Annotated in this window: 27 protein-coding genes and 3 pseudogenes; 18 read left to right on the top strand and 12 right to left on the bottom strand. The window is 49.2% G+C overall.

Annotated features, from left to right (window positions below; translation table 11 throughout):
• Positions 1–109: 109 nt before the first annotated feature.
• The 6 genes from BSZ31_RS04095 to BSZ31_RS04120 all read left to right on the top strand — a co-directional run bounded on the left by BSZ31_RS04095 (position 110) and on the right by BSZ31_RS04120 (position 6,112).
• Positions 110–760: a hypothetical protein gene (locus tag BSZ31_RS04095; RefSeq protein WP_105027666.1), complete on the top strand. Its 651-nt coding sequence runs from the start codon at positions 110–112 to the stop codon at positions 758–760.
• A 196-nt stretch (positions 761–956) separates the two neighbouring features.
• On the top strand, positions 957–1,343 hold the full coding sequence (locus tag BSZ31_RS04100) for a transposase (RefSeq protein WP_105027667.1): 387 nt from the start codon (positions 957–959) through the stop codon (positions 1,341–1,343).
• 209 nt (positions 1,344–1,552) lie between these two features.
• Complete coding sequence (locus BSZ31_RS04105) at positions 1,553–2,533, top strand: helix-turn-helix domain-containing protein (protein ID WP_105027668.1); 981 nt, start codon at positions 1,553–1,555, stop codon at positions 2,531–2,533.
• 17 nt (positions 2,534–2,550) lie between these two features.
• The gene (locus BSZ31_RS04110; RefSeq protein ID WP_105027669.1) at positions 2,551–3,645 is read left to right on the top strand and encodes a hypothetical protein; all 1,095 of its coding nucleotides are present in this window, start codon (positions 2,551–2,553) and stop codon (positions 3,643–3,645) included.
• A gap of 8 nt (positions 3,646–3,653) precedes the next feature.
• The gene (locus BSZ31_RS04115; protein ID WP_146106590.1) at positions 3,654–4,637 is read left to right on the top strand and encodes an ATP-binding protein; all 984 of its coding nucleotides are present in this window, start codon (positions 3,654–3,656) and stop codon (positions 4,635–4,637) included.
• Positions 4,616–6,112, top strand: a complete 1,497-nt coding sequence (locus tag BSZ31_RS04120) for a hypothetical protein (RefSeq protein ID WP_105027671.1) — start codon at positions 4,616–4,618, stop codon at positions 6,110–6,112. Before BSZ31_RS04115 ends, BSZ31_RS04120 begins: the two co-directional genes overlap by 22 nt.
• A gap of 325 nt (positions 6,113–6,437) precedes the next feature.
• On the opposite strand, the gene BSZ31_RS04125 is transcribed toward BSZ31_RS04120, so the two are convergent.
• The 7 genes from BSZ31_RS04125 to BSZ31_RS04160 all read right to left on the bottom strand — a co-directional run bounded on the left by BSZ31_RS04125 (position 6,438) and on the right by BSZ31_RS04160 (position 13,869).
• Entirely contained in the window at positions 6,438–8,030 is a 1,593-nt protein-coding gene (locus BSZ31_RS04125) for a peptide chain release factor 3 (protein ID WP_105027672.1), read from the bottom strand.
• A 9-nt stretch (positions 8,031–8,039) separates the two neighbouring features.
• The gene (locus tag BSZ31_RS04130) at positions 8,040–8,900 is read right to left on the bottom strand and encodes a methyltransferase domain-containing protein (RefSeq protein ID WP_105027673.1); all 861 of its coding nucleotides are present in this window, start codon (positions 8,898–8,900) and stop codon (positions 8,040–8,042) included.
• Between the two features lie 33 nt (positions 8,901–8,933).
• Complete coding sequence (locus BSZ31_RS04135) at positions 8,934–9,815, bottom strand: NAD(+)/NADH kinase (RefSeq protein ID WP_105027674.1); 882 nt, start codon at positions 9,813–9,815, stop codon at positions 8,934–8,936.
• Between the two features lie 2 nt (positions 9,816–9,817).
• The gene (locus BSZ31_RS16680) at positions 9,818–10,903 is read right to left on the bottom strand and encodes a hypothetical protein (protein ID WP_146106591.1); all 1,086 of its coding nucleotides are present in this window, start codon (positions 10,901–10,903) and stop codon (positions 9,818–9,820) included.
• A gap of 256 nt (positions 10,904–11,159) precedes the next feature.
• Complete coding sequence (locus tag BSZ31_RS04150) at positions 11,160–11,495, bottom strand: molecular chaperone DnaK (protein ID WP_105027677.1); 336 nt, start codon at positions 11,493–11,495, stop codon at positions 11,160–11,162.
• Between the two features lie 24 nt (positions 11,496–11,519).
• Positions 11,520–12,380: a universal stress protein gene (locus BSZ31_RS04155; protein WP_105029737.1), complete on the bottom strand. Its 861-nt coding sequence runs from the start codon at positions 12,378–12,380 to the stop codon at positions 11,520–11,522.
• 10 nt (positions 12,381–12,390) lie between these two features.
• On the bottom strand, positions 12,391–13,869 hold the full coding sequence (locus BSZ31_RS04160) for a SulP family inorganic anion transporter (protein ID WP_105027678.1): 1,479 nt from the start codon (positions 13,867–13,869) through the stop codon (positions 12,391–12,393).
• 725 nt (positions 13,870–14,594) lie between these two features.
• Here BSZ31_RS04160 and BSZ31_RS04165 point away from each other — a divergent pair.
• The 10 genes and pseudogenes from BSZ31_RS04165 (at position 14,595) to BSZ31_RS04210 (ending at position 20,234) form a co-directional block, all read left to right on the top strand.
• The gene (locus BSZ31_RS04165; RefSeq protein ID WP_168426839.1) at positions 14,595–15,059 is read left to right on the top strand and encodes an MbcA/ParS/Xre antitoxin family protein; all 465 of its coding nucleotides are present in this window, start codon (positions 14,595–14,597) and stop codon (positions 15,057–15,059) included.
• A 547-nt stretch (positions 15,060–15,606) separates the two neighbouring features.
• Positions 15,607–16,026, top strand: a pseudogene (locus BSZ31_RS04175) (copper oxidase); the annotation flags it as partial.
• 10 nt (positions 16,027–16,036) lie between these two features.
• The gene (locus BSZ31_RS04180) at positions 16,037–16,564 is read left to right on the top strand and encodes a plastocyanin/azurin family copper-binding protein (protein WP_105027681.1); all 528 of its coding nucleotides are present in this window, start codon (positions 16,037–16,039) and stop codon (positions 16,562–16,564) included.
• Between the two features lie 77 nt (positions 16,565–16,641).
• On the top strand, positions 16,642–16,995 hold the full coding sequence (locus BSZ31_RS04185; protein ID WP_168426840.1) for a copper-binding protein: 354 nt from the start codon (positions 16,642–16,644) through the stop codon (positions 16,993–16,995).
• A gap of 123 nt (positions 16,996–17,118) precedes the next feature.
• Positions 17,119–17,466, top strand: a complete 348-nt coding sequence (locus BSZ31_RS04190; RefSeq protein ID WP_146106592.1) for a hypothetical protein — start codon at positions 17,119–17,121, stop codon at positions 17,464–17,466.
• 77 nt (positions 17,467–17,543) lie between these two features.
• Positions 17,544–18,104 carry an RNA polymerase sigma factor gene (locus BSZ31_RS04195; protein WP_105027683.1) on the top strand — a complete coding sequence of 187 codons (561 nt, stop codon included), beginning with the start codon at positions 17,544–17,546 and terminating at the stop codon, positions 18,102–18,104.
• Positions 18,091–18,486 carry a hypothetical protein gene (locus BSZ31_RS04200; RefSeq protein WP_240605640.1) on the top strand — a complete coding sequence of 132 codons (396 nt, stop codon included), beginning with the start codon at positions 18,091–18,093 and terminating at the stop codon, positions 18,484–18,486. Before BSZ31_RS04195 ends, BSZ31_RS04200 begins: the two co-directional genes overlap by 14 nt.
• A complete protein-coding gene (locus tag BSZ31_RS17255; RefSeq protein ID WP_240605641.1) occupies positions 18,483–18,689 on the top strand; it encodes a hypothetical protein in 207 nt (68 codons plus the stop codon). The genes BSZ31_RS04200 and BSZ31_RS17255 overlap by 4 nt, the downstream gene beginning before the upstream one ends.
• A 22-nt stretch (positions 18,690–18,711) precedes the next feature.
• Entirely contained in the window at positions 18,712–19,911 is a 1,200-nt protein-coding gene (locus BSZ31_RS04205; protein WP_105027684.1) for a sulfite oxidase, read from the top strand.
• Positions 19,908–20,234 carry a cytochrome c gene (locus tag BSZ31_RS04210; RefSeq protein ID WP_105027685.1) on the top strand — a complete coding sequence of 109 codons (327 nt, stop codon included), beginning with the start codon at positions 19,908–19,910 and terminating at the stop codon, positions 20,232–20,234. Before BSZ31_RS04205 ends, BSZ31_RS04210 begins: the two co-directional genes overlap by 4 nt.
• A 42-nt stretch (positions 20,235–20,276) precedes the next feature.
• On the opposite strand, the gene BSZ31_RS04215 is transcribed toward BSZ31_RS04210, so the two are convergent.
• Positions 20,277–21,173: a LysR family transcriptional regulator gene (locus BSZ31_RS04215; protein ID WP_105027686.1), complete on the bottom strand. Its 897-nt coding sequence runs from the start codon at positions 21,171–21,173 to the stop codon at positions 20,277–20,279.
• 110 nt (positions 21,174–21,283) lie between these two features.
• Between BSZ31_RS04215 and BSZ31_RS04220 the strand changes: the two genes are divergently transcribed.
• Together BSZ31_RS04220 and BSZ31_RS04225 are read left to right on the top strand one after the other, a co-directional pair.
• Entirely contained in the window at positions 21,284–22,378 is a 1,095-nt protein-coding gene (locus BSZ31_RS04220; protein WP_105027687.1) for a YeiH family putative sulfate export transporter, read from the top strand.
• A 54-nt stretch (positions 22,379–22,432) separates the two neighbouring features.
• Positions 22,433–23,245, top strand: coding sequence for an extracellular solute-binding protein (locus BSZ31_RS04225; protein WP_105027688.1), 813 nt, complete (start codon positions 22,433–22,435; stop codon positions 23,243–23,245).
• Positions 23,246–23,290: 45 nt separating this feature from the next.
• On the opposite strand, the pseudogene BSZ31_RS04230 reads toward BSZ31_RS04225, so the two are convergent.
• The 4 genes and pseudogenes from BSZ31_RS04230 to merA form a co-directional block, all read right to left on the bottom strand.
• A pseudogene (locus tag BSZ31_RS04230) lies at positions 23,291–23,596 on the bottom strand (efflux RND transporter permease subunit); the annotation flags it as partial.
• Positions 23,597–23,601: 5 nt separating this feature from the next.
• Positions 23,602–24,501: pseudogene (locus BSZ31_RS04235) on the bottom strand (Tn3 family transposase); the annotation flags it as partial.
• Positions 24,502–24,531: 30 nt separating this feature from the next.
• Entirely contained in the window at positions 24,532–25,185 is a 654-nt protein-coding gene (gene merG, locus BSZ31_RS04240) for a phenylmercury resistance protein MerG (protein ID WP_105029739.1), read from the bottom strand.
• A 35-nt stretch (positions 25,186–25,220) separates the two neighbouring features.
• Positions 25,221–26,554: mercury(II) reductase (merA, locus tag BSZ31_RS04245; RefSeq protein WP_105029740.1), on the bottom strand; the 1,334-nt coding region annotated here is incomplete at its 5' end.

Genomic DNA, 26,554 nt, shown 5'->3' on the forward strand with positions numbered 1-26,554 from the left:
CCCCCTTTACCCTTAGTGGGTCAATTTTGGATGCAACTCAACACTGAAACAGCTCACTGCAGCAGACTGGTCCTACAGAGATGAAGGAGCAAAAACACCAGTTATTCAAATGGATGGCGGTTCTCGCTTTTGGATCAAATGGGACCTCAAACACATCGAAACTCTTAGCCACAACCAGCTAGAATCTCTCGTATCATCTGAAGGTAACTTTGAAGTTGCTGCCCGACTAAGGGAATCTCACGCCTTGGAACTTCAGCAGAAGTTACTTTCGAATCTCGGCCGAATCGGCCTTGTTGCCCCCATGCCCGCAACATTTAATATGCGAATCGAAGCGTTTTTGCCTGATGTCAATGGGATTTTGACACGGGCAAACATACCGACACTCGATGACGGCGGCGTTTGTTATATTGGCCGCAATTCCGATGGCAGGAAAACAGCAGAACGGCTAATCTTAACGGAGAACGCATGTGAAGCCATTTGGACCTATATAGGCGACATAGACATTACAACAATTAATGAGAAAACTCGCCCCCTTTTGAATCGAGTGAAGTCATCTATAGATCTACTCAAGGCACTAGAGCAGGGCCTAACTCTTCCGGTACCTACAGACCCATCCTTCAAGGAGATAAAGACAGTTTCTGGAGATACCTTCGGTTTAGTAAAGCGCTCAAAAATTGTGGATGGAGTCGATCAGTTGGATAAAGCGTATCTATCGAAAGCGGCAGTAGTATTGTCGATTTATACGCCTGAGGAGGACTAAATCCCGGGCTAAATATATCGGTCATTTCTCTAACCCTGAGACTTGACCAAATCATTATGAAGTTCAACACCGAGCCGCAACTATCACTCTTCTAGGCTAACGCTTGGGATGCGGGTAAGCCCCCAGCCAACCCATCTTGTTTTGAGTTGCTAGTTTTTGGTTAACTCTACTCCACTAATTTTTTGGTGGAGTAGTCATGACTGAGTTGGTTGTTAAACGCGGACGATCCCGACGCACGCACAGTGAGCAGTTCAAACAAGAGGCTGTTGATCAGTGCACCAGGCCAGGCATGTCACTGGCCAATGTGGCGAGGCAGCATGAGTTACATCCCAGTTTGCTGGCACGTTGGGTCAAAGAGCGAGCCGAGCCAGCGAGAATGACCGTGTCATCGCAGTCTTCATTGGCGCCCCAGTTTGTTCCCCTGCGTGTCGAGTCAACACAGTGTGCCGAACTGCCGAGATCAACAACGTTGTCGAGAAAGATTGAAGTCAACATCGATCGCGGCGAATTACGAATTGCATTCAAAGTCGATCCATCGCAAATGGTTGAACTGGGCCAGGTACTGCGCGAGGTGCTGCGTTGATCCGTGTGGACGCAATCTGGATGAGCACCGCACCCGTCTGATCTACTAAATTTGTAAAGAAGCATACCCCCGTAACTCACTGATAAATAGACACTTGCGGAAAATAACTTGACACTAATATGCTTTGTATTTGAAACTAAAATTGTAAAGTAAATAAACAATCGATTAAAAGTGTAAAGTAAGTCGAGCCAATTTTATTGGGGTGTCCTATGGGGTCAGATACTGCTCGCCACATCAAAGGTCTGAGTGACACCATTTGGGCTGACTTCTCCTGTTGGCCGGGCTTTGACGAGGCTTCCCTCGATCAGGAAAAATTAACAAAGTACCTCGCAAGAAAAGAGGCCATCAAAGCTTATTTGTCGGGAATACCGGTTGCGGTGATTCGAAAGGAATTCGGAATCTCTGACTCCCAAATTTACCGACTGATCACAGAGAGGTGCCTTCGTGACCACCCAGACGGCCAAATTTACGGGTGGAGAGCTCTAATCCCACGAATCCGAATTGTTCAATTCAAAAGGCGTTCTCCTATCAAAATCGATCAGTGGGGATACGGTGCAGTCGGTGCATTGCAAACATTACTCGATACGCATCCCGATGTTCGAGAATCTCTGGACAAGAAGATTCTTAAAGTACCGAATACACGCCACAAGCTCGGTATGTTGGCAACGTCTAAACGATCAATTTGGCTTTGGTTTCTTCAGAAGCTGAGGGAAAAAGGCATCGAGATTAGAGGGGAATGGCCTTTTTCTACTAAAACGAACGGGTACCACTCCATTATTAAGTACATCGACAAAGTTTTGGAGGCAAATCCAGCCAAAGCGATAATGATTCATGGTGGAACAGAACTCAAAAGAAAAATGCAGGCAGGCGATGGTGTTGATCGACCGGTGCTTAAGCCTTTTCAACGTGTAGAAATGGATGCGCACAAAATCGATGGGCGCTTTACCGTTGCGATTCCTTTACTTGGTGGTGGCTACCAAAACGTCTTGATCCACAGAATCTGGGTGATCGTGATCATTGAGGTGGTGACTCGATTGGTGCTCGGATATCACATGAGTCTTCGAAAGGAGATTTCCAAAGAAGACGTGCTTCGGGTTATCAAGAGGTCCCTTTCGCCCTGGGCGAAAAAAAGCCACACCACACCGACAAGGACTTTTATATCGATGGCGCAGGGTTTCCCAGTGTTTTAGGCGAGCAATTTGTGGGCATGTGCTGGGACGAAACCTCAATTGATGGTGCGCTAGCCGAAAAAGCAAAGGTGGTTACAGAAGTACTAAAGAATTCAGTTGGATCGATTCTTCTGACTCCCGAGAATTCGTATGCGATAAGACGAACAAAAGATGACCGACCATTCATTGAAAGCTTCTTCAACAAACTGGGAGTATTGGGATTTCAGAAAATTTCCAACACCACGGGAAATTACCCTGGTGCAACGAAGGGCAGAGATCCAATCGGAGTGGCGGTAGCCTCAGAGTTCCAGTATGAATATGCGGAGGAACTTCTCGATATCATCATTGCTAACTACAACGCAAAAATCCACTCAAGACTTAGTGGTCGATCACCACTTCAGTACCTACAATATTTGGTGCTTAGCAACACATTCCAGCCCAGAGTGATTGATCCACAACAGCTTGACACTTTCTTCAGTTACAGAAAGCTGTGCATGGTCAAAGGTGGTCTAGACGCTGGGAAGAGACCATATGTTAATTTTGAGAATGGAGTCTACACAAGTCCAATATTGGGTCAAAGACTAGATTTGGCGGGAAAAAAGATCTGGATCACAGCCGACTCTGATTCAGACTCCAGGGTCATCAAGGCATCTTCACTGACTGGTGAACATATCGACAATTTACGCGTATCACCGCCATGGAATCGCGTTCCTCATAACTTCGAGACTCGAAGGCTAATTTGCGGATTAATTCGGCAAGGCAAATTCTCTGTGCAAAATCAGCAAGATGCGGTGGAATCCTACATAGCCGAGGTGGAAACATCTGGAGGTAAATTTCCTCCCCACCCAGCATACCTAACCGCCCGAAATTTTCTGGTCCAATCCAACTACGCTAACCATCAGGCCCCTGACGACGGATCCACAAAGTCTGATATGGCCTTAACTCTAACCGATAGAAATACGGAAAGGCTGCTTTCTAATCGCACTAACGATAACTCAAAGTCCCGCGCTACATCCCAAATCAACGCTTCTATCAGTAATAAGCAGAATATCGCGTCTCACGCATCTGAATCAGCAGTGAAAGCCCCAAATTCTGCATCACTTCCACCACGACGAAAAGCTGAAAACAGATAGAGACGACGATGACTGAGATTTCACGTGATCATCCAATTTGCACACAAGAATATGCAATTTATACGCCTCCTATTCATGAGATGTGCGAAACGATCAGCAGATGGATTGAACAGCGTCAGACTGGTGGCTACATTTACGGACCCTCTCGGTACGGAAAATCGAAAGGCATAAGATCCTTCTTGGCGAAGATACTAAATGAAAAGTTCGATACTGAATTCCCTTTGATGATCTGGTCACATCCAACCAACAGCAAATCCGAGCGAGAGTTCTGGAATCTTCTTCTGATGGCCTCCAGATTTGAGTTTAAAAATCCTATCAAACCAAAAGGAAAAATAGAGGCAAAATATCTATTTAAACAACATCTAATTACTTTGGCAAACAGAGTCAAATACAACTATATTGTCATTTTGATTGATGAAGCCCAATTAGTACTATTAAATGAGTGGCATTGGCTACTGGGCCTTCAAAATGAACTTGATCTGGAAGGATATCGCTTAAGTATAATATCCGTAGGCTCCCACCAAATTTCATTTCAACCTAACTTTTTTGCAAGAACAGGTGACGCACATGTGGTCACGCGATTTTTATTGCATCATGCACGATTTCACGGAATTAGATCACAAAATGAACTCGAATACATATTGGAAGGATATGATAGTGATTCCGAGTGGCCAGATAATAGCAATATAAGTTATACAAAATATTTTCTTTCAGCGGCTTTTAATGATGGATTTCGTTTAGCAGATTTGTCATTTTTGATTTGGAATGAGTTGACCGAAAAATATAATTCAGCATTTAATTCGTACAAACCGAAATCAGATCAGATTGAAATTCCAATGAATCAAATTGCCAATCTGATTGAGAGACTACTGAAGGAGATGTCAAATAAACCAAAAAGTCAGATTGAATTGTCTGTAAGCTCTGAATACATTTCAAAAATACTTTTTGACCAAAACATGATCTCGCAAGTATGGACAACTTCTACAGATTAAGTAATTTGATACCGAAAACTAATAAATCTCATTTCGAACCACTCTTCAATTGGAGGTCAGATTTATATGATGCCAATGACAATACATACTTTCTCATCGCCAAGTTCTCTTTAATAAATAAACTAAATTTTGAAAATATTAACGAGTTCTTTAAACAATATTTTTCTTTTGATGTTTATGACTTAGATGTTGAAGGGCATCGTTCTGTAAAGTATTTATTCTCTGTCTTCAGTCAGTCAATTTATATTCACAATGATTTCATTACGGATAGCTCCACGCTGGACGATGTGCTGGGCCTAAAAATCAATCTTTCATACAGTCACACAGCGAAACATCACGGAAAAACTATCCGATATTGTTCAGAATGCATTAAGCATTTAAAACTACCGGAGACTGCATCATTTAAATATCTAGACCGTTGCCTCACTCATAATACTAAATTTTCTGAATTTCATTGTAATTTTCAACATACTCGCCTGCGCGAGAGAAATATTAAATGCTATGAAAAGTTTTTAATGAAAATGTATCCGACCTATCCTACTTTATTTTCGACCAAATCACAAATTGTTAGTAAAAACAATAACCCATACCATGATCTGAGCAAGTGGAACGGAAAATTAGACAAAGAAGCTAAATTTCAATTTGGCAAGCATCTTTATTCCTTTAAAGAAATAGATGATCAAAAATCGAGCGAACTTGCTTATAAAATTATGACAAGCCAGTTAACTCCTCCCGCATCACTTAAAAATTACCTAATCATAAATGAAAAATCCTTAAAATCGGATTTTTTATCTATAAACAATGAAACCGGATCAAATCTATTTGAGAATTTTAAAATCAATCAATTTAACGCGATTCGCATTGTTTACTCTTCCTTTTGTTTTCTCAACCGAAGATACGAAACCTCATTCATAAAAATCATCTTGGATTTTATAGATGAACTAAATTTGAGATTTTCGAATAAAAGTGACAACTTTTGGTATTTTAATGAGTGTGACGGAATCTGGACGATTTCAGACATAAGATATCGCGGCTCTAGTCAAAACATTTATGCGTTATTGATAAATTGGTTTATTCAGCTATGGTTTCCGTCAATTTATAACGAACCTAGCCGAAGAAAATCAGCTTCATATTTCAATAATTTTTATATTTTGAATTATGATCTTGTCAGCAGTGGCACGTTCTACCCGTTGGTCGAAGATCTACAAGGGTCGGAGCTCAGCGACGGTCAAATTTATATTTATGGCTCCCGTTTTCGAGAACTCGCCAGACCTAGTTTTTCTTCGAAAAGTTTGTTTGTTTTAGACTCTATTTTCGAGGTTATTGCAAAATCTCTTATTGTTGATGCAAGAAAGTGGCTTGATAAAATAGAGTCAGGTGAGAAACCGGATCATTTTCCACCCAAAAGTCATGGCCTAATATCACTTCAAGAGCGGCAGAACGATTACTGTTTGATTAATATTCAGATTGATTGAGTTTTTAAATTTAATCTTTTCACATGTGATTACGCTATCAAATCCAACAAGATTGGCACTAATCGCATCGAATGACTGTAAGGTCAGTTCAATTTGTTTTCAAACATTAAGGCTTCTGCATCTAGATTTTCGCGCGCGACTTCGAGCTTTGTTGCTTAGATATCCCTGCCAACAATTTTCTCTACTGATCAGTTTGTGCAAGCTGTGCAATTAACAGACCATGCTCGCATCCTAGATCCAGCACGGTTGTTTACTTAGCCAAGAGCGCTGGCTTAATCACGGTTTGGAGTCCTAATTCCTGGAGTTCCGTCATACTTAGACATACTCAAACCAAGCTTTCCGTATTTTTAGTAAGTCCGTGTTGCTCTCGAATGGAATGAAACTGAATGGCCGGGGAATTCTTCATGACCACATCCAACTCAAATCGGCTGGTAGTGACGTAGGTGGGTGCATCCACTACATCCCAATAGACGCGGTTTGAATGTCGGTCTATAAAGTGTTTTAAATCCAGCCCGTCTTCTGCACTTAGCCAACGTGCAACTGTCAAATTGGTTCCCAGTAGTTGTACGTCAACCCCGTATTCATGTTTCAAGCGGTGTTCTACGATTTCAAATTGCAACTGTCCAATCGCGCCGATTAGCAGATTACTCCCAGTGTCGGGGCGAAACACCTGAATCGCACCTTCCTCGCCCAGCTCCTTCAAGCCTTGGCGAAGTTGTTTGATCTTTAAAGGATTCTTGATTTCAACAATTCTAAAAAGCTCGGGGGCAAAGAAGGGTAAGCCAGTGAATTGAAGCTTTTCAGATTCTGTTAATGTGTCGCCCAAGCGAAGATTGCCATGGTTGGGTATTCCCACGATATCGCCTGGGAAGGCTTCATCCACAATTCCCCTGCGCTGAGACATAAAAGACATTACATTGTTGGTTCTAATCTGTTTGCCATTTCTGCTGACGTACAAGTTCATTCCGCGATGGAATTTCCCCGAGCAGGTTCTGACAAAGGCTACTCGATCCCTGTGAGCTGGGTCCATATTGGCCTGAATCTTGAAAACGACACCCGTGAATGCTGATTCAGAAGGATCAACCCAACGTTCAGTAGTGGGCTTTGCTTGTGGTGGTGGAGCAAGGGTGACAAGGGCCGAAAGAACATGATCTACACCAAAATTATTGATTGCAGACCCAAAGTAAACCGGTGTTTGTTCACCTTGCAGGAATAGTGAGTGATCGAACTTATCGCAAGCCACCTGCAACAACTCAATTTCACCTTTTGCTTTCTCGTGTGCACCTTTCGGGTTGAATGCTGATTTGTGCACATTATTGTTCAAGGCCGACTCATCAGCTTGCGGATCAAACATCTGGATAGACGATGAATTCAAGTCCATGACGCCGAAAAACTCTCGGCCCATGCCAATTGGCCAAGTCATGGGTATCGCTGGCATTCCGAGTTCACGCTCTATTTCGTCGAGTAGTTCAAGCGGTTCTTTCACCTCCCTGTCGAACTTGTTGACGAAAGTAATGATGGGGGTGTTTCTCGCTTTGCACACTTGCAGTAACCGGCGCGTTTGGTCTTCCACGCCGTTGGCTGCATCTATGACCATCAATGCCGCGTCCACGGCTGTCAAAACCCGGTAGGTATCCTCGGAAAAATCCTGGTGACCCGGAGTATCCAGCAGGTTCAAAACACAGCCCTTGTATTCCATCTGCATGACTGAACTGGCCACGGAAATGCCCCGTTGTTTCTCAATTTCCATCCAGTCAGATGTTGCATGTCGGCTCGCTTTACGGGCCTTCACACTACCTGCAATATGTATTGCACCCGAGAACAGAAGCAGCTTTTCGGTGAGCGTCGTCTTCCCCGCATCAGGGTGCGAAATGATTGCAAAGGTTCGTCGTCTTTCGACCTCTTGGGTTCTATTCATTGTTATCCCTCATAGTTCGAACAACGCCATTTCAGAGAATCCCATCAAGAATAGGGCTGGATAAAGTTTGATGACTTTTGCAGATTTGCGCAGTTTCCAGTAAATCTCTCCGCCCACTGATGGAAACTTCGATCCAAACCACAAATTGAACTTCATCCAGCGTTTGCTGTTTTCAATGAATGAATCGCTTTTCCGCATTAAAAAAGCACCCGATAAGAACTCTGTTTCCATGCCTGCCTTATTGGCCATTTTCCTGACGCGTTTAGGGGAAAAAACGCTGACATGCCCAAAGGGTTTTGCCTTTGCTCTCAAACGATCTTCCCACCATGCTTCAAAACGATTTGGGGTGACTGGAAAACCGCCGATAACAACGCCTTCATGTGTCAAGAAATTGCGAAGTTGTGCAACAAATTTCTCTGGTTGAAACAAATGTTCTAGAAAATGCAGCGTTATAATCACATCGTACTTCTGGGTCAAACTGAAGTTATCAGCTTCAACATTGGCGTGTACGACATGGGTGTAACCCACGGTTTCAAGCTCGGGTTGAATGATCACATCGACCGCAGTCCATTCGACGTACTGACTAAAACCACTGTCCTTCATGAATTTGAGCATTTGTCCCCGATCAACCCCGATTTCGCACACTTTTAAGGGTCTGCCCAGGCGTTCATACTCCTGCTGAATCAAATGAAAAGTGAACCAATACCGAAGTAATTTGACAGGGTATTTGCTTTTTGAATTTCGCAGAAAAATTGATTTGATCCAGTGCTGTTTCTCAAGCACCTCAAGGTCCCACTGATGAGTTGGTAGCTTCTTTAGCTCTTTAGAGGAAATTTCATTTTTTGATTTCAAAGTAGTGTTGGTTTTCATATTTTTATTTCCGAGAGAAATTGATTGATTCAGTTAGATGGGCAATCGTTGCCAGTTGAGAAGATCTTGAAGATCACTGAAGTAGTTCCACGACTTCGGGTGAAGAAAACGAATTGGTTTTGGATGCTTTTTGATGACAAGTTTTGCGCTTGGTGGAACTGAGACTCTTTCCTGTCCATCAACAAGCAGGAATAGCTTGTGGGAGGGGTGGATCGTAATCTCAAGCGGTTCAGATTGGGGAAGCAGAAAGGGGCGAAGAGAAAGAGGTCTTTGCCCACAGGGAACGCAGGTCCAACAGTCCAGGCTCGGGGAAACTACAGGGCCACCCAAGGAAAGCGCGTATCGTGTGGTTCCAGTGGGCAGTGCAACTGCGAAAGTATTCAGTTCGAACTTGGCAATGCCATAACGCCCAAATGAAATGCTTGTTGCAAAATCTCCATCCAATGTGCTGTTAGAAATAACGAGATCGCTGGCGAACGGAATTTGGTGGGGTGACAGATCGATTCCATTGTGTAATTCAGCGATTGAAATCGTTCTTTCATCACTCGGTGTCAGGCCCATCAACACCTCAGGGAGGTGAACCATGAATTCATGAAAAGGGAAGTCCATCAGAACATCTGACTGATGATCCATGCTGTAAACCCCAGCAGCACCTTCGATAAAATCCCCTAAAATAGATATGCAGTTCAGCATGACGCCGGGACTGGCCAATACAACTAAGAGGCAAGACTGTGTTCGGAGCATTTCCAGCATGTCAGGCGAATTACTTAGAAACGCCTTCAGGCTTTCCCGGCTGTTAGCTTCGATACGATTGCTAAACACGCCCATCGAACTCAGTACATCACTGGCTCGATCCGCATTTTTTCTCGATTGATGAGAGTCTGGGTTGAATACAAGCAACACACGTTGATACATGACTAATCCCCAAGATTAAATTCAGTGTTTGTGGATTGCCGGGTTTGATTGCAACGTACCAGTCGGCCGTAAAGCAGCGCATCTTTGAAAGCCAGTGGGCTTAGTGACTTGTTGATGGCTCGAAAGTAGAGCCAGTCGAGGCCATCTGCAGTGCCAAGTACAAGGATTTCCGAATCAATTTGGCTGTCCACTTCTGTGAGGGAGAAATTCAGGTAGCTAGTTCGCCCATCCTTTGTTGTGATTCCAAAGTGAACCGGTACAAGCGATTTGCCAGGCGGCATATCTGACAGCCACTGCAATGCATCGGTGCCAAGACTTTTAGAAAGGCTCTGAACGATTGGCTGTAGATCAGTGCGTGTAGGGCAAACTTGTTTGCCGGCACAGTGTTCGCTCTTACTCTCTTCGAGTAAAAAATACCTGCAAAATCGGCAAAGCAAGTCGAGTAAATTTCGCGCATGGTCATGTGCCATGTTCAAGTACTGTATGCACTCAAACTCTTTCACTTCAATGCCGCGAAGTTCTGCGAATACAAGCCCATGCGTGTTTACCGCAGTCAAAAGTTCACAAACCCCACGCTCAAAATGCAATGCATTTGAGTTGGTTTTGAAAACTTCATCGGTCATGCAAACTGACATCGCGCAAAGTGGAGTTTCGCAACAATGTGGGTTTAACAAATGAAGGGCGCAGGATGCACCGATAATGGCTAGTCCACGTTCATCGATCTGTTCGTTGGACTGAACCCTTGATATCAGCAAATGTTGTTCAAGGTTTTCTGGCAATACGTAAGCGGCCAGAAGTGCCTCTTGTACCGTCGAGGCGAGGACACTTTCCCGGCGGGTTTTCATTGCAGTGCCGTGCCAGGCCCTGTCGAAGTTTGGGCTGTGGTGTCTGTCAAAATCGGTTACTGCAACAAGCAATTGTTCTTGCCTGTTGTGGATCCCGGTGTGTTTTCGGGTTTGCAGCGCAATGTCCAAGCCCACACCTTCACAAAACAGGTGAAGTACGATTTCATCACCCGGTGCAAAGAAGAGAATTTCCAGCCGGGCTGGATAAGTTCCGAAAGTAAAGTTTAAGCAATAGTTAGCCACGACCAAGCCTCAAGCAGTCGAAATGAATTCGCGCTCGGCACGGGCATGCGACAACCGTCTGGAGGAATTATTTTTTCAGGGAAAAGATTGATTCAGCCTGGCTGCGCAAGTGTGATACCCGCGACAGACGCAACAAAGCCCAAAGGTACTGGGACGATTTGAATTGTTGCCAAGACTGTGTGTGCTACATGGGGAGAATGTTGATTAGTTCATTTATAAAATAACATAGCTTGCCTGGAAGCCGCAAGTTTGCCGGTCAGCTTGTCGAGCGTTCAGCCCTGCAACCGGCGCAGAACAGCAAGGTAGGATCTTTCTCAAGGTCACTCAAAGGAAGTTCCTCTTCGCACTGACAACACAGTCCATACACATTCGCATCAAACCGTTTTAATGCTGAAATCACTTTGAGTTCCTGCGTTTGAAGCCTTTCAATTAAACCTTTCGCCATGGCCTGTTGTTGAAGTGCATCCATGCGAGACAAACGTCCCACGCTGGTTTGGTCCAGCACCACAGTGGCGCTGGACTTTCTGGCTTCAGAAATTGATTGTTTGATTGACTGCAGTTCTTGTTCAAGTCCGTCTTTCAAATGTTTCATCTCAATTTCCTTTTTACTGATCGCTTATCGAAGCAATAGTGCAGGTACTTTGGTGGCGCGCAACATGTCTTCAGTTTTGCTACCTAAGAAAAGTTTGCGCAAAGGCGAGTGTGTGTAGGCGCCCATCACCAACATGTCGGCTTGGTGAATTTCCAGCCCTTTCAACATTTGGGTGACTACATCGCCTTGCACATGATTGAACTCAGTGGGAATACCTGAATCCGTCAAGGTTTGTGCAGCTTCTTCCAGAAGTTTGATTCCGCTGCTGCTTTTTTCGCCGCACATCAGCAAGGTGCCTTTCAAGCCTTTGAACAATTGGCTTTGCAAAACCGTTTCCACGCCACGCTTGCTCACGGCGCTACCATCAAAAGCAAACAAAAAGCGCTCGGGTATCTTGAACTGTTCATGCACACCCAGCACAGGTTTATTCAATGCGCGGACAGCGGCTTCAAAGGTGCGGCCAATATCGCGGTTCGAAGCCACCGAGGTTTCGCCCCGCCTGCCAATAATCGCAATGCGCGTGTCGTCTTGCAGTTCAAGCAGGCAATCCACCAGCGTGCCGTGACGAATGCGAGAATCAGCCTGAGCTACTCCATCTTCGATTGCTCGTTCACGCAAGCCATTCAGAAACAGGCGCCCCCGACTTTTTGCGACTTTGGTTTTTTCGCTGTCGCTCATTACCAATTTGTTCATCAAATTTTCTTGCGCACCAAAACCAATAGCACCGCTGTGATCCTCGCCTTCAGCCTGCTCAAGGTGTCGGTCAATTACATGCAGAAACTCTATAGGTGCCTTGATCTGCTTGGACACCCAGCTTGCGCAATCGGCCACGGCGATGGAATACTGCGAGCGGTCTACACAGGCGATAATTTTACGTTCGTCCATACTGTGCTCCTTAGTGTGCAGCCATGCGTTCGAGCGCATCGTCTTTGTCGTGGATAGCGAATTTGTCTACCAATGTGCGGCTGGCCTCGTTCATGCCGATCACCTCCACTTCGGTGCCTTCGCGCTTGAATTTGATGATGGCCTTGTCCAGTGCGCTAACCGCAGTGATGTCCCAGAAATGGGCACGGGTAACATCAATCGTGACTTCATCAATGACTTCCTTGTAATCAAAAGAATTGATGAATGTTTCAGCAGATGCAAAAAACACTTGTCCGGAAATTACATAGGTGCGATTGCGGCCTTCGTTTTGAGTGCTTGATTGCACACGAAGGATGCGGCCCACCTTGTTGGCAAAGAAAAAGCCCGACAGCAGCACGCCCACTAGCACGCCTTGCGCCAAATCGTGGGTGCCCACGGTAACGGCAACTGTGGCGAGCATCACAACACTGGAGCTTTTCGGGTGTTCGCGCAGGTTACGAACAGAGGCCCAGTTGAATGTACCAATTGACACCATGATCATGACAGCCACCAACGCGGCCATCGGAATCATGGCGACATAGTCGCCTATGAACACCACCATAATTAGGAGGAAGACGCCTGCTGCAAGTGTGGACAAGCGTCCACGACCACCCGACTTGATGTTGATTACAGATTGACCAATCATGGCGCAACCCGCCATGCCACCAATGAAACCAGACGCGATATTTGCGACGCCTTGTCCAATACATTCGCGGTTCTTGTTGCTGGGTGTGTCGGTGAGGTCATCTACAATTTGCGCGGTCATCATGGATTCAAGCAAACCCACCACAGCCAGCGTCAAGGAAACTGGGAATACGATTTGCAGTGTTTCCAGAGTCCAAGGCACATCAGGAATCAAAAACACCGGTAAGGAATCGGGCAACTCTCCCATGTCACCCACGGTGCGGATGTCCATACCCATGAACACACTGAACACGGTCAGCACCACGATGGCTACGAGCGGGGATGGGATGGCCTTGGTGATGTAGGGCAGCAGGTAAATTATCCCGAGGCCTGCAACCACCATGGCGTACACATGCCAGGTTACGTTGGTGAGTTCGGGAATTTGCGCGAGGAAAATCAGAATGGCCAGAGCGTTTACAAACCCTGTGATCACAGAGCGAGATACAAAGCGCATCAATTTTCCCAGTTGCAGTAAGCCAGCAAAAATTTGCAGAACACCAGTCAGCAGAGTGGCCACCAGCAGGTATTGCAGACCGTGATCTTTGACCAACGTAACCATGAGAAGAGCCATCGCGCCAGTGGCGGCAGAGGCCATGCCTGGCCGCCCGCCCGTGAACGCAATCACTGTTGCAATACAGAACGAGGCATACAAACCCACTTTCGGGTCAACACCTGCAATGATGGAAAAGGCAATCGCCTCAGGAATAAGCGCCAGCGCAACAACAAGGCCGGCCAAAAGGTCATTTCGGACATTGGAAAACCAGTCCGTTTGAATTGTTCGAATCATTTGTTTTGGTTCTATAGATAAATGCGGCCAAGAGTCTTCCACCAAGGCTGACGGGTAGCTTGGAAAGGATTCAGTAGCGGCGAGTTAAAAGAGATTTGCCCCAGAGGTATCAGTACCAGGGCGGTCAAAGCGAGATGGTGGAAAAGCGAGGTCTTACAAAGGTCTGAAGGGATTAGTTGAGCACGATAGCTACAAATTATAGCGTGCGATTGCTATATGGTCAAACCAGCCTATTTTCGCTGGTTTCCGTTACAGCGATGCAGAATTCATAATCAGCGAAATATTCTTGCTGTTTGTGAAACGAGAAAGAAAAATTCGAACTCTCGGGAACGCTGTCGAGCATGTAATTGGTTATGAGTATTTTGTCTTGTAGCGCTCACAAGCGGTTAATCTCGATAACGATAGGGCTAAATTGGATCTTCGCGAAGCCCGTACTGACTTTCTAGTGATTCTCAGAGGTGCCACTTTAGATTGTTTTGAGCCTATCGAGTTGACCTGCACCCTTGGGCACACACGTTCAGCTTTCTCGCCTAAGTAATTCCTTTGGGATTGAATTGACCTTCGGGCTTCACAAATCGATACGGTCGTCCCTTGACAATTACGGGTGTTCATTGTTCTTTTGTCCAAGATTTGGGCGGGGTATTCCGACCACATTTTGGGGACTGTATTTTTCATCCAATTGAGATAAGTTGAATCGAGCGCACACCCCTCTCATGGAGTCAAAGTTGCCCGAATCATCATTTCAAACTGTTAGCTTTTCCAGTTATCTCAGATCTGTTTATAAATCCACTCTGTTCGAGCGCGTTGGATTGATCAGAGCGGGAGTTCCATGTGGGTACTTTTATGACACAGCCCAAGCCATGGGAGTCAGCCTGGCTGATCTCGCTGAAAGTTTAGGAGTACCCCTGTCGTTGGTCTATTCCATCAAGTCCAAGGGTTCGCCTAGCCAGAAAAAGAGCCTATCGAACCAGATCATTGGAATTCATCTGTTGATTGGTCAGGTGCAGAACCTGGTGGAAAAGTGTGGCGATCCTGTTGGATTTGATGCCGCTAGATGGCTTGGGGATTGGGCTTTTAGTTCAAACGATGCGCTTGGTTGTCAACGCCCTGCAGATTACTTCGATACGGTCGTTGGTCAAGCGATTGTGGCGGATTTGTTAGCAGCCATCCGCTACGGCAGTTATCAGTAGCCAACGGTGAATTGGTCCACTGGTAACCACCAGTCAGAGAATATTTCATCAAGTGCATCCCGCTCGCGCTCATCATTAACCCATGATTTGGCAAGGTTAAATAATCTTTTCATTCTAGTGCGCTGCTCATCAAGAGTTGCCGTTCCTCTCGGTTTTAAGCGACTGACTACAGAGTTGATCGCATCAAAAATTTCCGGAGTGAACTGATCTGGGAATAGGGCAATACTAGTCTGTCCCCCGTATGGCTTTAGCGGCAGCACTGTAAATGCTTTTGCGTTGCGAGAAGCCCTATACGACAGAATGCGTGGTCTATTAATGCCAAGCTATACGTTCGACCGTATCGCAAAAAGCGCCTTTGAGCAGTACGTTAAAATATCGAGGAGTCTCTGCTCAGCTCTTGCTGGACCAAAAGGTCAAAGCGCCGTCTTGATTGCGGGCTACTGTGAAGAATCACAGTCCATAAAGGCCTTCAAATTCTCGCCATCCAAAAATATCGCGAACGATTATGAATTCAGCAATGCTCTGGTCAAAGATGGAGAATATGTCTTCATGGGTTCCCACCATGATCGGCGTGGATCACCGGGGAATAACGAAAAAAGCCCGAGGGCTCGTTCCCGAATACATGGTGATGGGTGAACGGGGTATGGCCGATATGACTGAGATGACGATGCCGATTCCAGATAACACCATCCCCATGATGACAGGCGATGGCCCGTTTGGCTCAGTGGAAATGGGCGGCATGTTCAGTATGTTGAAAGTGCGCAAAGACCAAAAGCCTGGGGATTATTCAGACCCCGGTTGGTACAAACATCCTAGCAAAACCGTGGCTTTTGAATACGAAGGCCCAGACATGCCCAAGCCCGTAACATCCGACAAGGCGGGAAAGCCCGCCATGAAATCCAGTAATCGACCTCAGGAAACAATCGAGTTGAAGGTCAGAAAACCTCAAGGCCATTCAGGCCATTAAGGAGCAGTTTATGAAAAACCTATTCAATCGTCACGCAATTGTATTGGCCTTGTCTGTCGGGGTCTTGATGCCGATGGTTGCATTGGCCCATGGCACCAAAGAGCACGGCAGCGCTGCGGAGAAGGCGCAGCCTGTTTTTGAGCAAAAGGACTGGGGCATTGCGGGCGTTCCTGTCAAGGCAAGCCGAACAATCAAGGTGTCGATGTCTGATTCAATGCGATTCGACCCTTCGTCTTTCAAATTCAAAGAGGGTGAAACCGTTAAATTCATTGTGAAAAACGATGGGAAGATCATGCACGAGTTCGTCTTGGGTACCAAGGCGAACAATCTTGAACACGCCGAGATGATGAAGCGCTTTCCAAAGATGGAACACGATGAACCCTACATGGCCCATGTGGCCCCGGGTGAAACCGCTGAACTTGTATGGACTTTCAACCGCAGCGGCGAATTCCAGTTTGCCTGTCTGATTGCTGGGCATTTCGATGCGGGCATGCATGGGCCAATCCAGGTTGCAAAATCATCGGGAACCCAAAAGTAATCCGGCCAACCAGGTCGTGCGTTTTTTAAACCACGGCCATGTTTTAACAACGTCAATTTTTTAGAAGGAAATTCATCATGAAAAACACCATGTCAACCCTGCTTGCCACTCTCGCAATTGTGGCCTCTTCAACCGCTTTTGCCGCAGATGACCATGCGATGCATGCTGCCGGACACGCCGGAAAGGAAAAGGCCGCAGATATGAACATGCAGGCCAATGCCGACATGACTCAGGGCGAAATCAAGAAAATTGATTCCAAAAATGGCAAAGTTACCCTGAAGCATGGCGAAATCAAAAACCTTCAAATGCCACCCATGACCATGGTGTTCACCGCCAAGGACAAGGCCCAGCTTGATGGTTTGAGCAAAGGCGACAATGTGATGTTCAGTGTGGACAAGGACATGAATTTGACCCACATCCAGAAACAGTAATTGCCCGCAGGGCACTCGCGTTGCGCTTGAAGTGAGTACGGTGTGAGACCCTGTTTTTCAAAACGGTTTTACGCATTGTCCGTTCTTGCAGGCGCCACGCTGGTGCTTTGCGCGTGCTAAACAGTGGGCGCTTCGTCGACCATTCCCGGGTTTTGTACACCCCCTTCCATTCAAGGTCGAATGTACATCGATGGGCAGGCAAGTTCGCCTTTGCCCATATTGCCTGCTCAACAACTGAGCAATTTGCCGATAGTGGCGGTGGATGTGGTTTATCCCCCGGCATTGGCAGAGGTACTGATATCACCCCAGTTGAACAATGTTGGCCAACTTGGCTTGAGGGACCTGGATTGGGTGTATCAATCGGGATATCGCATCGCCGCAGCGAATATCAACAAAGTAAGCGAGACGATTTGCCAAACGCGCCTTCAGTTGGATTCCTATCCATGTCTGGACTTCCCCGGGAAGCGATGAACCTACGTCCCCTGTCAAAGAGGCAGTATTTTTTTCCTGCATGGAATGGAAGCGCGTGAATTGTGCTCTTATGCACTATGAGCAATTTTTTCACTACTGCCGAAGATCGTTACAACCTGTGGGTCAAGGAACATTACCGTTTCCTGATGCGCAGTGCATGGGCTTTGTCCGGTTCCAAGGCATTGGCTGAAGACATTGTTCAAGATGTTTACTTTCTGGCCTGGAAGCACCGAAACCAATTGCGCGACCAGGCGCTTGCCAGGGCCTGGCTGTTCAGGATCATGCGCCGCTGCCTGATTCAGCACGCCGAGCCCAAAACAGCGCAACTGGACGATGACCAGGAGGAACAGGTGGATCAGCCCGTTTCTTCTGATCAAGGCGAGCGAATTGATTTCGTCCGTGCTCTGGGGCGGCTTGCGCCCATTCACCGAGAGGTCTTGGTGCTTCATTATTTTGACGACATGGGAACGGCGATGATCGCCGAGGCGCTTGATATTGCCCCCGGCACGGTGATGTCCCGGCTTTCCCGCGCCCGGGATGCCCTGAAGCATGCAATGAGCCCCGCAGATTCGCCCAAAGTGGGTAATACAGGAGCGACTTCCGTGGCTCAACTGGTAATTAACAATGATGCACGATGATCCGTTTGAGCCTGCTTCGGGCTCCCTTCTCGACAGCGAATTTGATCTGAATGCACGCGCTGGGCTGTCGATGGCGTTCCCGTCGGGAGACCCTCCAGCCGGGCTCTACCGTCACCGACCTTTCTGGAAGAAGCCGACCATGCCGCTGATGCTGCTGTGCGGCCTGCTTGTGAGCGGGATCGGGGGTGTTCTTGCCGTGCGTCCGTCGGAGCTGGTTCGGGGTGCCATAGAGCATGAATACTATGAGCGCACCTTGCGCGGGCAATTCATGAGTACGGCCGAGCTGGCAAGCAAGTTTGATTTGCCAGCACATTCCCCTGTTCCCGGGTTCACTCAGTTGATTCGCCCTTGCGACATCAACGGCAAGGTTGCTATCACTTGACCACTTTTTTTGAAAAAGGTGGCATGGTCACGCTGTTTGCCTTTGACGGGAAAACCGATCTGCCCCAAGGGCGCGGTTGGTGGAGCAATGTGTACTGGGAAGTGAAACACGATGCAAATGGCAAAGTAGTGGTGATGGTGGCACAGAAAGAAAAAGCGATTTCTGCTGCCACTCGCGCATTCGAAGAAGCACGGCGAAGTTGATCAAAACAACAGGGAGAAGACAATGCGAATACTGGAATCGAATTCAAGAAGACTGATGCTCAAAGGCACTGTGGCAGCCATGTCCGCAGTTGGCATGGCGGGCTGGGCCAAACTGGGGTTTGCCGCCGATGCAAAACCCTTGCCTGGCTACGCGAACTGGAAAATTCCTGGCGATATCATCGTTCACAGCAACAACACGCTGGAGACCAAACGCAGTGCCTATGGCACCAGCGTGATCACCCCCAGCGACCAGTTGTATGTCCGGAATAATTTGCCGCCGCCCGACCCTGCCATTCTCGAGAACAGGGACGCTTGGTCGATCGAGTTTTCCGGGGTCGGAAAACCAGTCACCATGACTTTGGCCGACCTGAAAAGCATGGGGCTTGAAACCACGGCCATGGTGCTGCAATGTTCTGGCAACGGGCGTGGTTTTTTTCCCAGCAAGCCCAGCGGTACGCCTTGGAAGGTAGGTGCGGCGGGTTGCGTGATCTGGAGTGGTGTGCCGGTGCGCGATGTGGTCAAAGCGGTCGGAGGAATCAAGGCCGGTGCAAAGTACATGACGGGCACCGGTGGCGAGGTGCTCCCACAGGGGCTGGATCCGCTGAGTGTGATTGTTGAGCGTTCCTTACCCCTTGCAGCCGTGGAGGACGCATTGTTGGCCTGGGAAATGAATGGTGAGCCCATCTCGTTGGCGCATGGCGGACCTTTGCGATTGATTGTGCCGGGTTACACCGGGGTGAACAACATCAAGTACATCAAACAATTGTCGTTCACTGAGCAGGAAACCAAGGCCAACATCATGTCGCATGGCTACCGAATCACCCCGGTGGGCGGTACAGCGGGCCCGGATCTTCCATCCGTACTCGAGATGTCGGTGAAGTCCTGGATCAATTCCCCTCTTCCTGAGGACGGCGTGGTTCGAGCTGGCCGTGTGCAAATCCACGGCGTTGCATTTGGAGGGGTGCATGCAGTCCAGGGCGTTGAGGTGAGCGTGGATGGCGGGAAAAACTGGTCGGCAGCCCGTTTTGTGGGGCCGGATCTCGGCAAGTATGCCTGGCGACAGTTTGTGTTTGATGCCAATCTGAAGGCGGGTGAGTACCAATTGGCCAGCCGTGCGACCGACACGAGCGGTGCGGTTCAGCCCGAAGTGCGATTTGAGAACAAGGGTGGCTTTAACAACACCAGCTGGATGGATCATTCTGTCAAAGTGAGCGTGGCATGAAAATCAAAGTTGCACTGGCAGGCTGTTTTTTCGCGACATTGGCGCTTGGTGCCGCTGCGGGCGAGAATGAACAGTTGATTTTGGGCAAGCAATTGTTCACGCAAAAGGCGGTTCCGGCATGCGCTGTTTGCCACACGCTTGCGGATGCCGGTTCGGAAGGTGCCATTGGCCCGGTGCTTGACGAACTAAAGCCGGATGAAGCGCGCGTTGCCAAGGCCATTCGCGACGGCATTGGGCAAATGCCGTCTTACAAGGGCAGGCTCAGTGACGATCAAATCCTTGCCTTGGCCAAATACGTGGCCAAAGCCACCGCTGGCAAGTAAGGCGTCTGTACCATTGAAGCGGTGGGGCTGTTGTCTTGCGCTTCAATGGTCCATGTTGCGGCAAAAGTCAAGGAAGTGCCGGGCGTGAGGCAGCATGGTTCGCTCAGGTCGTGTCAGGATGTAGAAATTGCGAAAGAGTGGGGGCAGTGTGGTTTGAAGTTCCACCAATTTTCCCAGCGCCAGGAAATCAGCAACCACAGCGCGTGACAGGCAGGCCAAACCCAGCCCCACCAGCGCAGCTTGCTTGATCGCCTCGGAGTTGCTGAATTCACCGGCACAAACCAGGGTGTTGAGGTGTGGAATCAGTGCGCTTTCTACCGACTCCCGCGTGCCCGATCCGCCTTCACGCAATAGCCAGCGGGCGGCGCGAAGCTCCTTGAATGTCAGTTTCCTGCCGAGTTGGTTCAGTGGGTAAGTGGGTGCGCAAACCACCACCAGTTCATCCTTGAACCAGGGCTCCACGAACAGGTCTGGGTTAGTACAGTGCCCTTCGATCAGGCCGAAGTCTGCATCGAAACCGGACACCTTGGCAATAACTTCGGCCGTGTTGGCAATGTGTACTGAAGGTGTTGGAAGTGAATTTGTTGTCGAAAACCGTGAAAGCAAACGCGGCAGGTAATACGTTCCTATGGTGGTGCTGGATGAAATTCGCAAGCCCAGTTTGATTGCGGGATTTGCAGTGTTGAATTGCTGTTCGATTTGACTGGCAGTACTCAACAGTTGCCTGGCCTGAGGTAGCAAAGTTTCGCCGAATCCGTTCAAGACCAGGCGTTTGCCAACCCGGTCAAACAAACGTGTATTCAACAGGCTTTCAAGTTCATTGATTGCTGCACTGGTTGCCGACTGGGACAGCGAAACCACAGGCGCGGCTGCGGTTGTGCTTCCGGCATTGCACACCGCCACGAACACCTCGAGTTGGCGAAGGGAGATTCGTATCATTGTTTACCTATTTTATAGGTTGATTATACATAAATTACTTGTTTTATAAGTTATTGAAAGCGAGATACATTCAAGGTGTAAAAACAAGAACCGCGATTGGAGCAGCAACCATGAATTCGAAAGTGAAGTTATTACACGGTTATTCCATTGGACAGATTCTTCCTGCACAAATGGTTCCGATGGCCTTGGGCCTGCTGCTGACAAGTGTAGTGGCAGCGACCTCAATTTTCCTTGGTGACCTGGATTGGTTGAAGGGGCACGGGTTCAGTGCCCTAACCATTGCAATTGTGATGGGCATTATTCTGGGCAACAGTGTGTACCCGCAATTTGCGCAATATTGCGGTAAAGGTGTGGTGTATTCCAAAAACACCTTGTTGCGAGCGGGTATTGTTTTGTATGGCTTCCGACTGACTTTTCAGGATGTATTCAATGTGGGGGTCAGCGGCGTACTCATTGATGCTGTGGTGCTTGCATCCACATTTGCTTTGGCGATTTTTCTGGGTGTGAAGGTGTTCCGCTTAAAGCGTGAACTTGCAATATTGATTGGTGCCGGCAGTTCAATTTGCGGAGCGGCTGCGGTGTTGGCGACCGAGCCAGTTGTCAAAGCGCGATCTGAGGACGTCACCGTGGCCGTATCCACCGTGGTGGTATTTGGCACTTTGGCCATTTTTCTTTATCCCGCGATGTATGAGTGGAATCGCGTATGGCAATTGATGGCACCTGACCAATTCGGCGTGTTCATCGGGTCTACCGTACACGAAGTTGCCCAAGTAGTGGCCGCTGCGCGGGCCATTGGTCCCGAGGCGGCCAACACGGCAGTGATTGCAAAAATGGTACGGGTCATGATGCTTGCGCCCTTCTTGCTTGCTTTGTCGGTTTACATGTCAAGAACGAAGGGTGCGGGGGCTCACAAGGGTGGGCACAAAGCAGGCGAACGGCTTTCAATTCCCTGGTTTGCGTTTGTATTCATCGCCATGGTTGGTTTGAATTCCTTGTCAATTTTCAGTGAACACGTGGTGGAAGAGTTTGTGCAGCTGGATATTTGGCTGCTCACCATGGCCATGGCTGCACTGGGTTTGACCACACATGTGTCTTCCATTCGCAAGGCGGGGGTGAAACCGCTGATGCTTGCCCTTGTTCTTTTTGGATGGCTGATTTCAGGTGGAGCATTGATCAACAACATGGTGTCGGGCTGGTTCGCTTGACCCACGTATTTTTTGTCGCGAAACAATTTTTTCGCATTCTAGAGAGGTAATAAAATGAAGTTCAAACACATCAACAGCCTGTTGGCAGTATTGCTTTGCGTGGCCACAGGCAGCGCAATCGCGGATGCTTCGAAGTTGTATGACCCGTCAATCAAACACGCTCCCCAGGATGGCGTGCTGAAGTTTTATGGTGCGGGCGGCCCGCATACCGCGTTCAAGAAGGTGGCTGAGCAGTATGAAAAAGACACTGGACAGAAAGTGGAAATTATTGCCGGGCCAGAAAAAACCTGGAGCCTGAAAGCGCAGGCAGACGCGGACATGCTGTGGGGCACTTCAGAACAATCCATGACTGCTTTTCTTGAAACTTACAAAACCCTCGACAGCGCCAAAGTGGAGCCAATTTATATTCGCCCAGCGGTCATCGCCGTTAAAAAGGGCAATCCGAAAAACATCCAGGGCATAGCCGATTTGCTGAAACCCGGCATGAAAATCGTGGTGACCGAAGGGTCTGGTGTATCCAATACCTCGGGCACCGGGGTGTGGGAAGACGTGGCCGGCCGTTTGGGCCGACTTGATGACGTCAAGGCCTTCAGAAAAAATATTGTGTCCTATTCAACAGGCTCTGGTGCAAGTTACAAAGCCTTCCAGACTCAAAATGCCGACGCATGGATCACCTGGCCGAACTGGCCAATCGTGAAGTCCGATGACCTTGAACTGGTCAAAATTGAACCAGCCAGGGCCATCTGGCGCGATGTCAATGTGGTGATATCTCCGCTGGCCGACCCCAATGCCAAGCAGTTTGTTGAATTTTTGGTTTCGGCTCAGGGGCAAAAATTAATGGCAACCGAAGGTTGGGTTCGAAATTGACGTAGTGGAGTTCAATGGTTTTTCATAAGCTACTCCTGCGATAAATCAATAAGCTTCCTGACCTTGCTTGGTCAGGATTGTTTCAAGGGGTTTTTGGCCCACCAGCCAGAACATCAGGGGCGTTAACAAGGTGTCCAGAACGGTGGAGCTGATCAAACCACCAAATATAACCACGGCCACCGGGTGCAGAATTTCTTTGCCCGGTGCGTCGGCTGAAAGCAGCAAGGGGGTCAGCGCAAGTGCGGCAGTCAGCGCGGTCATCAACACCGGGGTAAGCCGTTCCAGCGAGCCGCGCACAATCATGGGAATGCCAAAAGTTTCACCTTCGAATTTGCACAGGTTGATGTAGTGGAGGGTCGGCCTGGACTGCTGCCATATTTCGGGTTGATGTGGCCGGTACTCTCGGCCTTGCTGCCAGTTCGGAAGTTCTGGCCGTCCGACGATGACGTGGTGCCGTCACCCCAGTTGCCGGCGAAGGGTTGCCGAAACTGCGCATTCACCAGCTCGGCCAGCGCCGTCGAATAGGTTTCATCGCGGATGTGCCAGGTTTGCAGCCAAGACAGCTTGGCGTAGGTCGTGCCGGGGCACGACTCGGCCATCTTGGTCAGGCCCAGGTTGATCGCGTCGGCCAGTATGGTGGTCAACAGCAGGTTCTTGTCCTTGGCCGGGTCGCCTGATTTCAAGTGCGTAAAGTGCCGGGTGAAGCCCGTCCATTCATCGACCTCCATCAGCAACTCGGTGATTTTGAGGTGCGGCAGCAGCATAGCTGTCTGGTCGATCATGGCTTGCGCGGCGTCTGGTACTGCCGCGTCCAGCGGCGTGATCTTCAGGCCTGACGCGGTGGTGATGATGGCATCCGGTAAGTCGTTGGCCGCAGCCATGCGGTTGACTGTGGCGAGTTGCGCCTCCAACAATTCCAACCGGTCATGCAGGTATTGGTCGCAGTCGGTGGCCACTGCCAGCGGCAATTCGCTGGCCAGCTTCAAAGTGGCGAACTTCTCGACCGGCACCAGGTATTCGTCGAAGTCCTTGAACTGGCGAGAACCCTGCACCCAGACATCACCGGAGCGCAGCGCGTTCTTCAGCTCCGACAGGGCGCATAACTCGTAGTAACGCCGGTCGATGCCGTCGTCGGTCAGAACCAGCTTTGCCCAGCGCGGCTTGATGAATGCGGTTGGCGCATCGGCGGGCACCTTGCGCGCGCTGTCGCTGTTCATGCCGCGCAGCATGTCGATGGCATCGAGCACACCCTTGGCGATTACATGCCGCGCTTTTCAAAGATCACGTCAGCGTGCGCTTTGCCGGCGTTTCCATTCCTGGACCAGCAATTGCGCTTGCTGCACCTGTTCGGGCTTCATTTGAGCCGCATAGTCGGCAATGACTTTTGCTGCCGTTGGTTCTCCTGACGCTGCTGCCAGACTCATCCACTTGTAGGCCTGAACCTGGTCGCGCGCGACCTCACCGAGCCCCTTCGCAAACAGTTGAGCCAGCCTGACTTGAGCCTGCGTGTGTCCCTGCTCGGCAGAGAGGCGGTACCACTTGAACGCCTGTGCATCGTCGGCAGGAGCCGCACGCCCTTTCTTATACGTACCGTCGACTTCGCTTGCGTAGAGGCGCCCCAGGTTGAACTGCGCATCAGCTTCACCCTGCTCGGCCGCCCTGCGAAACCACTGGATCGATGCAGCATGGTCTTGTTTTACGCCCATACCGCATTTGTAGGCAAGACCCATGATGTTCTGCGCCATGGCATCGCCCGCCCTCGCTTTCTTTTCCCAGCCGTCGACGGTCTCCGGCGCCAATGTTTCGATCGCTGCTCCCAGCTTAGAAAAGTCGTAGGCCGCCAGCGCATTGTTTGACAAGCCAAACGCTGCAGTACCCGCCAACAGAATGGTTAAGCATGCACGGGTGCAACGTGCTGTTAGTCTAATATCGCAAAACATAAAAACTCCTCTGTCGCTCTTTTCGTGTCCTTGGTTTAGCCCGCACAGCACGATAGCTGTGTCACATCCTTCGAGAAAGTCTGTGCCACCAGTTTGAGACCTTCCACCATGGTGAGGTAGGTGAAAAGTTGGTTGGCAAGATCCTGGACGGTCATGCGAGCCCGGATGGCAATCGCGGCAGTCTGGATGATCTCGCCTGCTTCCGGTGTTACAGCCTGAACCCCAAGAATGCGTCCAGATCCAGCCTCAGCGACAAGCTTGATAAAGCCGCGCGTGTCGAAGTTGGCGAGTGCACGCGGCACATTGTCGAGCGTGAGAGTACGACTGTCGGTTTGCAGGCCGATGCGCTGGGCTTCTGCTTCACTGTAGCCAACCGTGGCAACTTGCGGATCAGTGAACACGACTGCCGGCATAGCGTCGAGATCGAGCGTTGCGTCGCCGCCTGTCATGTTGATACCGGCACGGGTGCCAGCGGCGGCTGCAACGTAGACGTACTGCGGTTGGTCGGTGCAATCGCCGGCTGCATAAATGTTCGGTGCGCTCGTTCGCATGCCTTTATCGATCACGATGCGATGTTGCGAGTCGAGCGCCACACCTGCTCGTTCAAGATCCAGGCTGGTGGTATTCGGTGCGCGGCCGGTAGCAACGAACAATTGATCCGCGCGCAACTCTCCCTGCGGGGTCGTGAGGATGAATTGGCGATCGGAATAGGTCACGGCACTTGCCTGTGTCTGTGTCAACACCGTGATGCCTTCCGCGCGGAAGGCAGCGGTCACGGCCTCGCCAATGGCAGGGTCCTCGCTCGCAAACAACGTGCGCCGCGCCAGGATCGTGACTTCGCTGCCCAGCCGTGCAAACGCCTGCGCCAGTTCCAGCGCTACTACTGAGGCACCGATTACTGCGAGCCGTTTCGGAATGGTCTCGCTAACCAGCGCTTCGGTGGAAGTCCAATAGGGGGTTTCTGCAAGACCAGGCAACGGCGGAATGGCTGCGCTCGCGCCGGTAGCAATGAGACAGCGGTCAAACGCCACTTCGTGCCAGTCCCCTTCTGCAGCTTCCACGATAAGCGTGTGGCCATCCTTGAAACGGGCGCTGCCTCGTACCAGATTGATTGACGGATTGCTTTCGAGGATGCTTTCATATTTGGCAATTCGCAGCTCGTCCACGCGCGCCTGTTGCTGGACAAGCAAACGGTCACGCGAGACAACAGGCGGCGTCGCAGTGAGCCCCACGTCAAAAGGACTTTCACGGCGCAGATGAGCGATATGGGCTGCCCGAATCATGATCTTGGAGGGAACGCAACCCACGTTGACGCAGGTGCCGCCGATGGTGCCGCGCTCAATCAGCGTGACCTGCGCGCCTTGCTCGA

It is taken from the genome of Limnobacter sp. SAORIC-690 (assembly GCF_002954425.1).
Taxonomy (GTDB): domain Bacteria; phylum Pseudomonadota; class Gammaproteobacteria; order Burkholderiales; family Burkholderiaceae_B; genus Limnobacter; species Limnobacter profundi.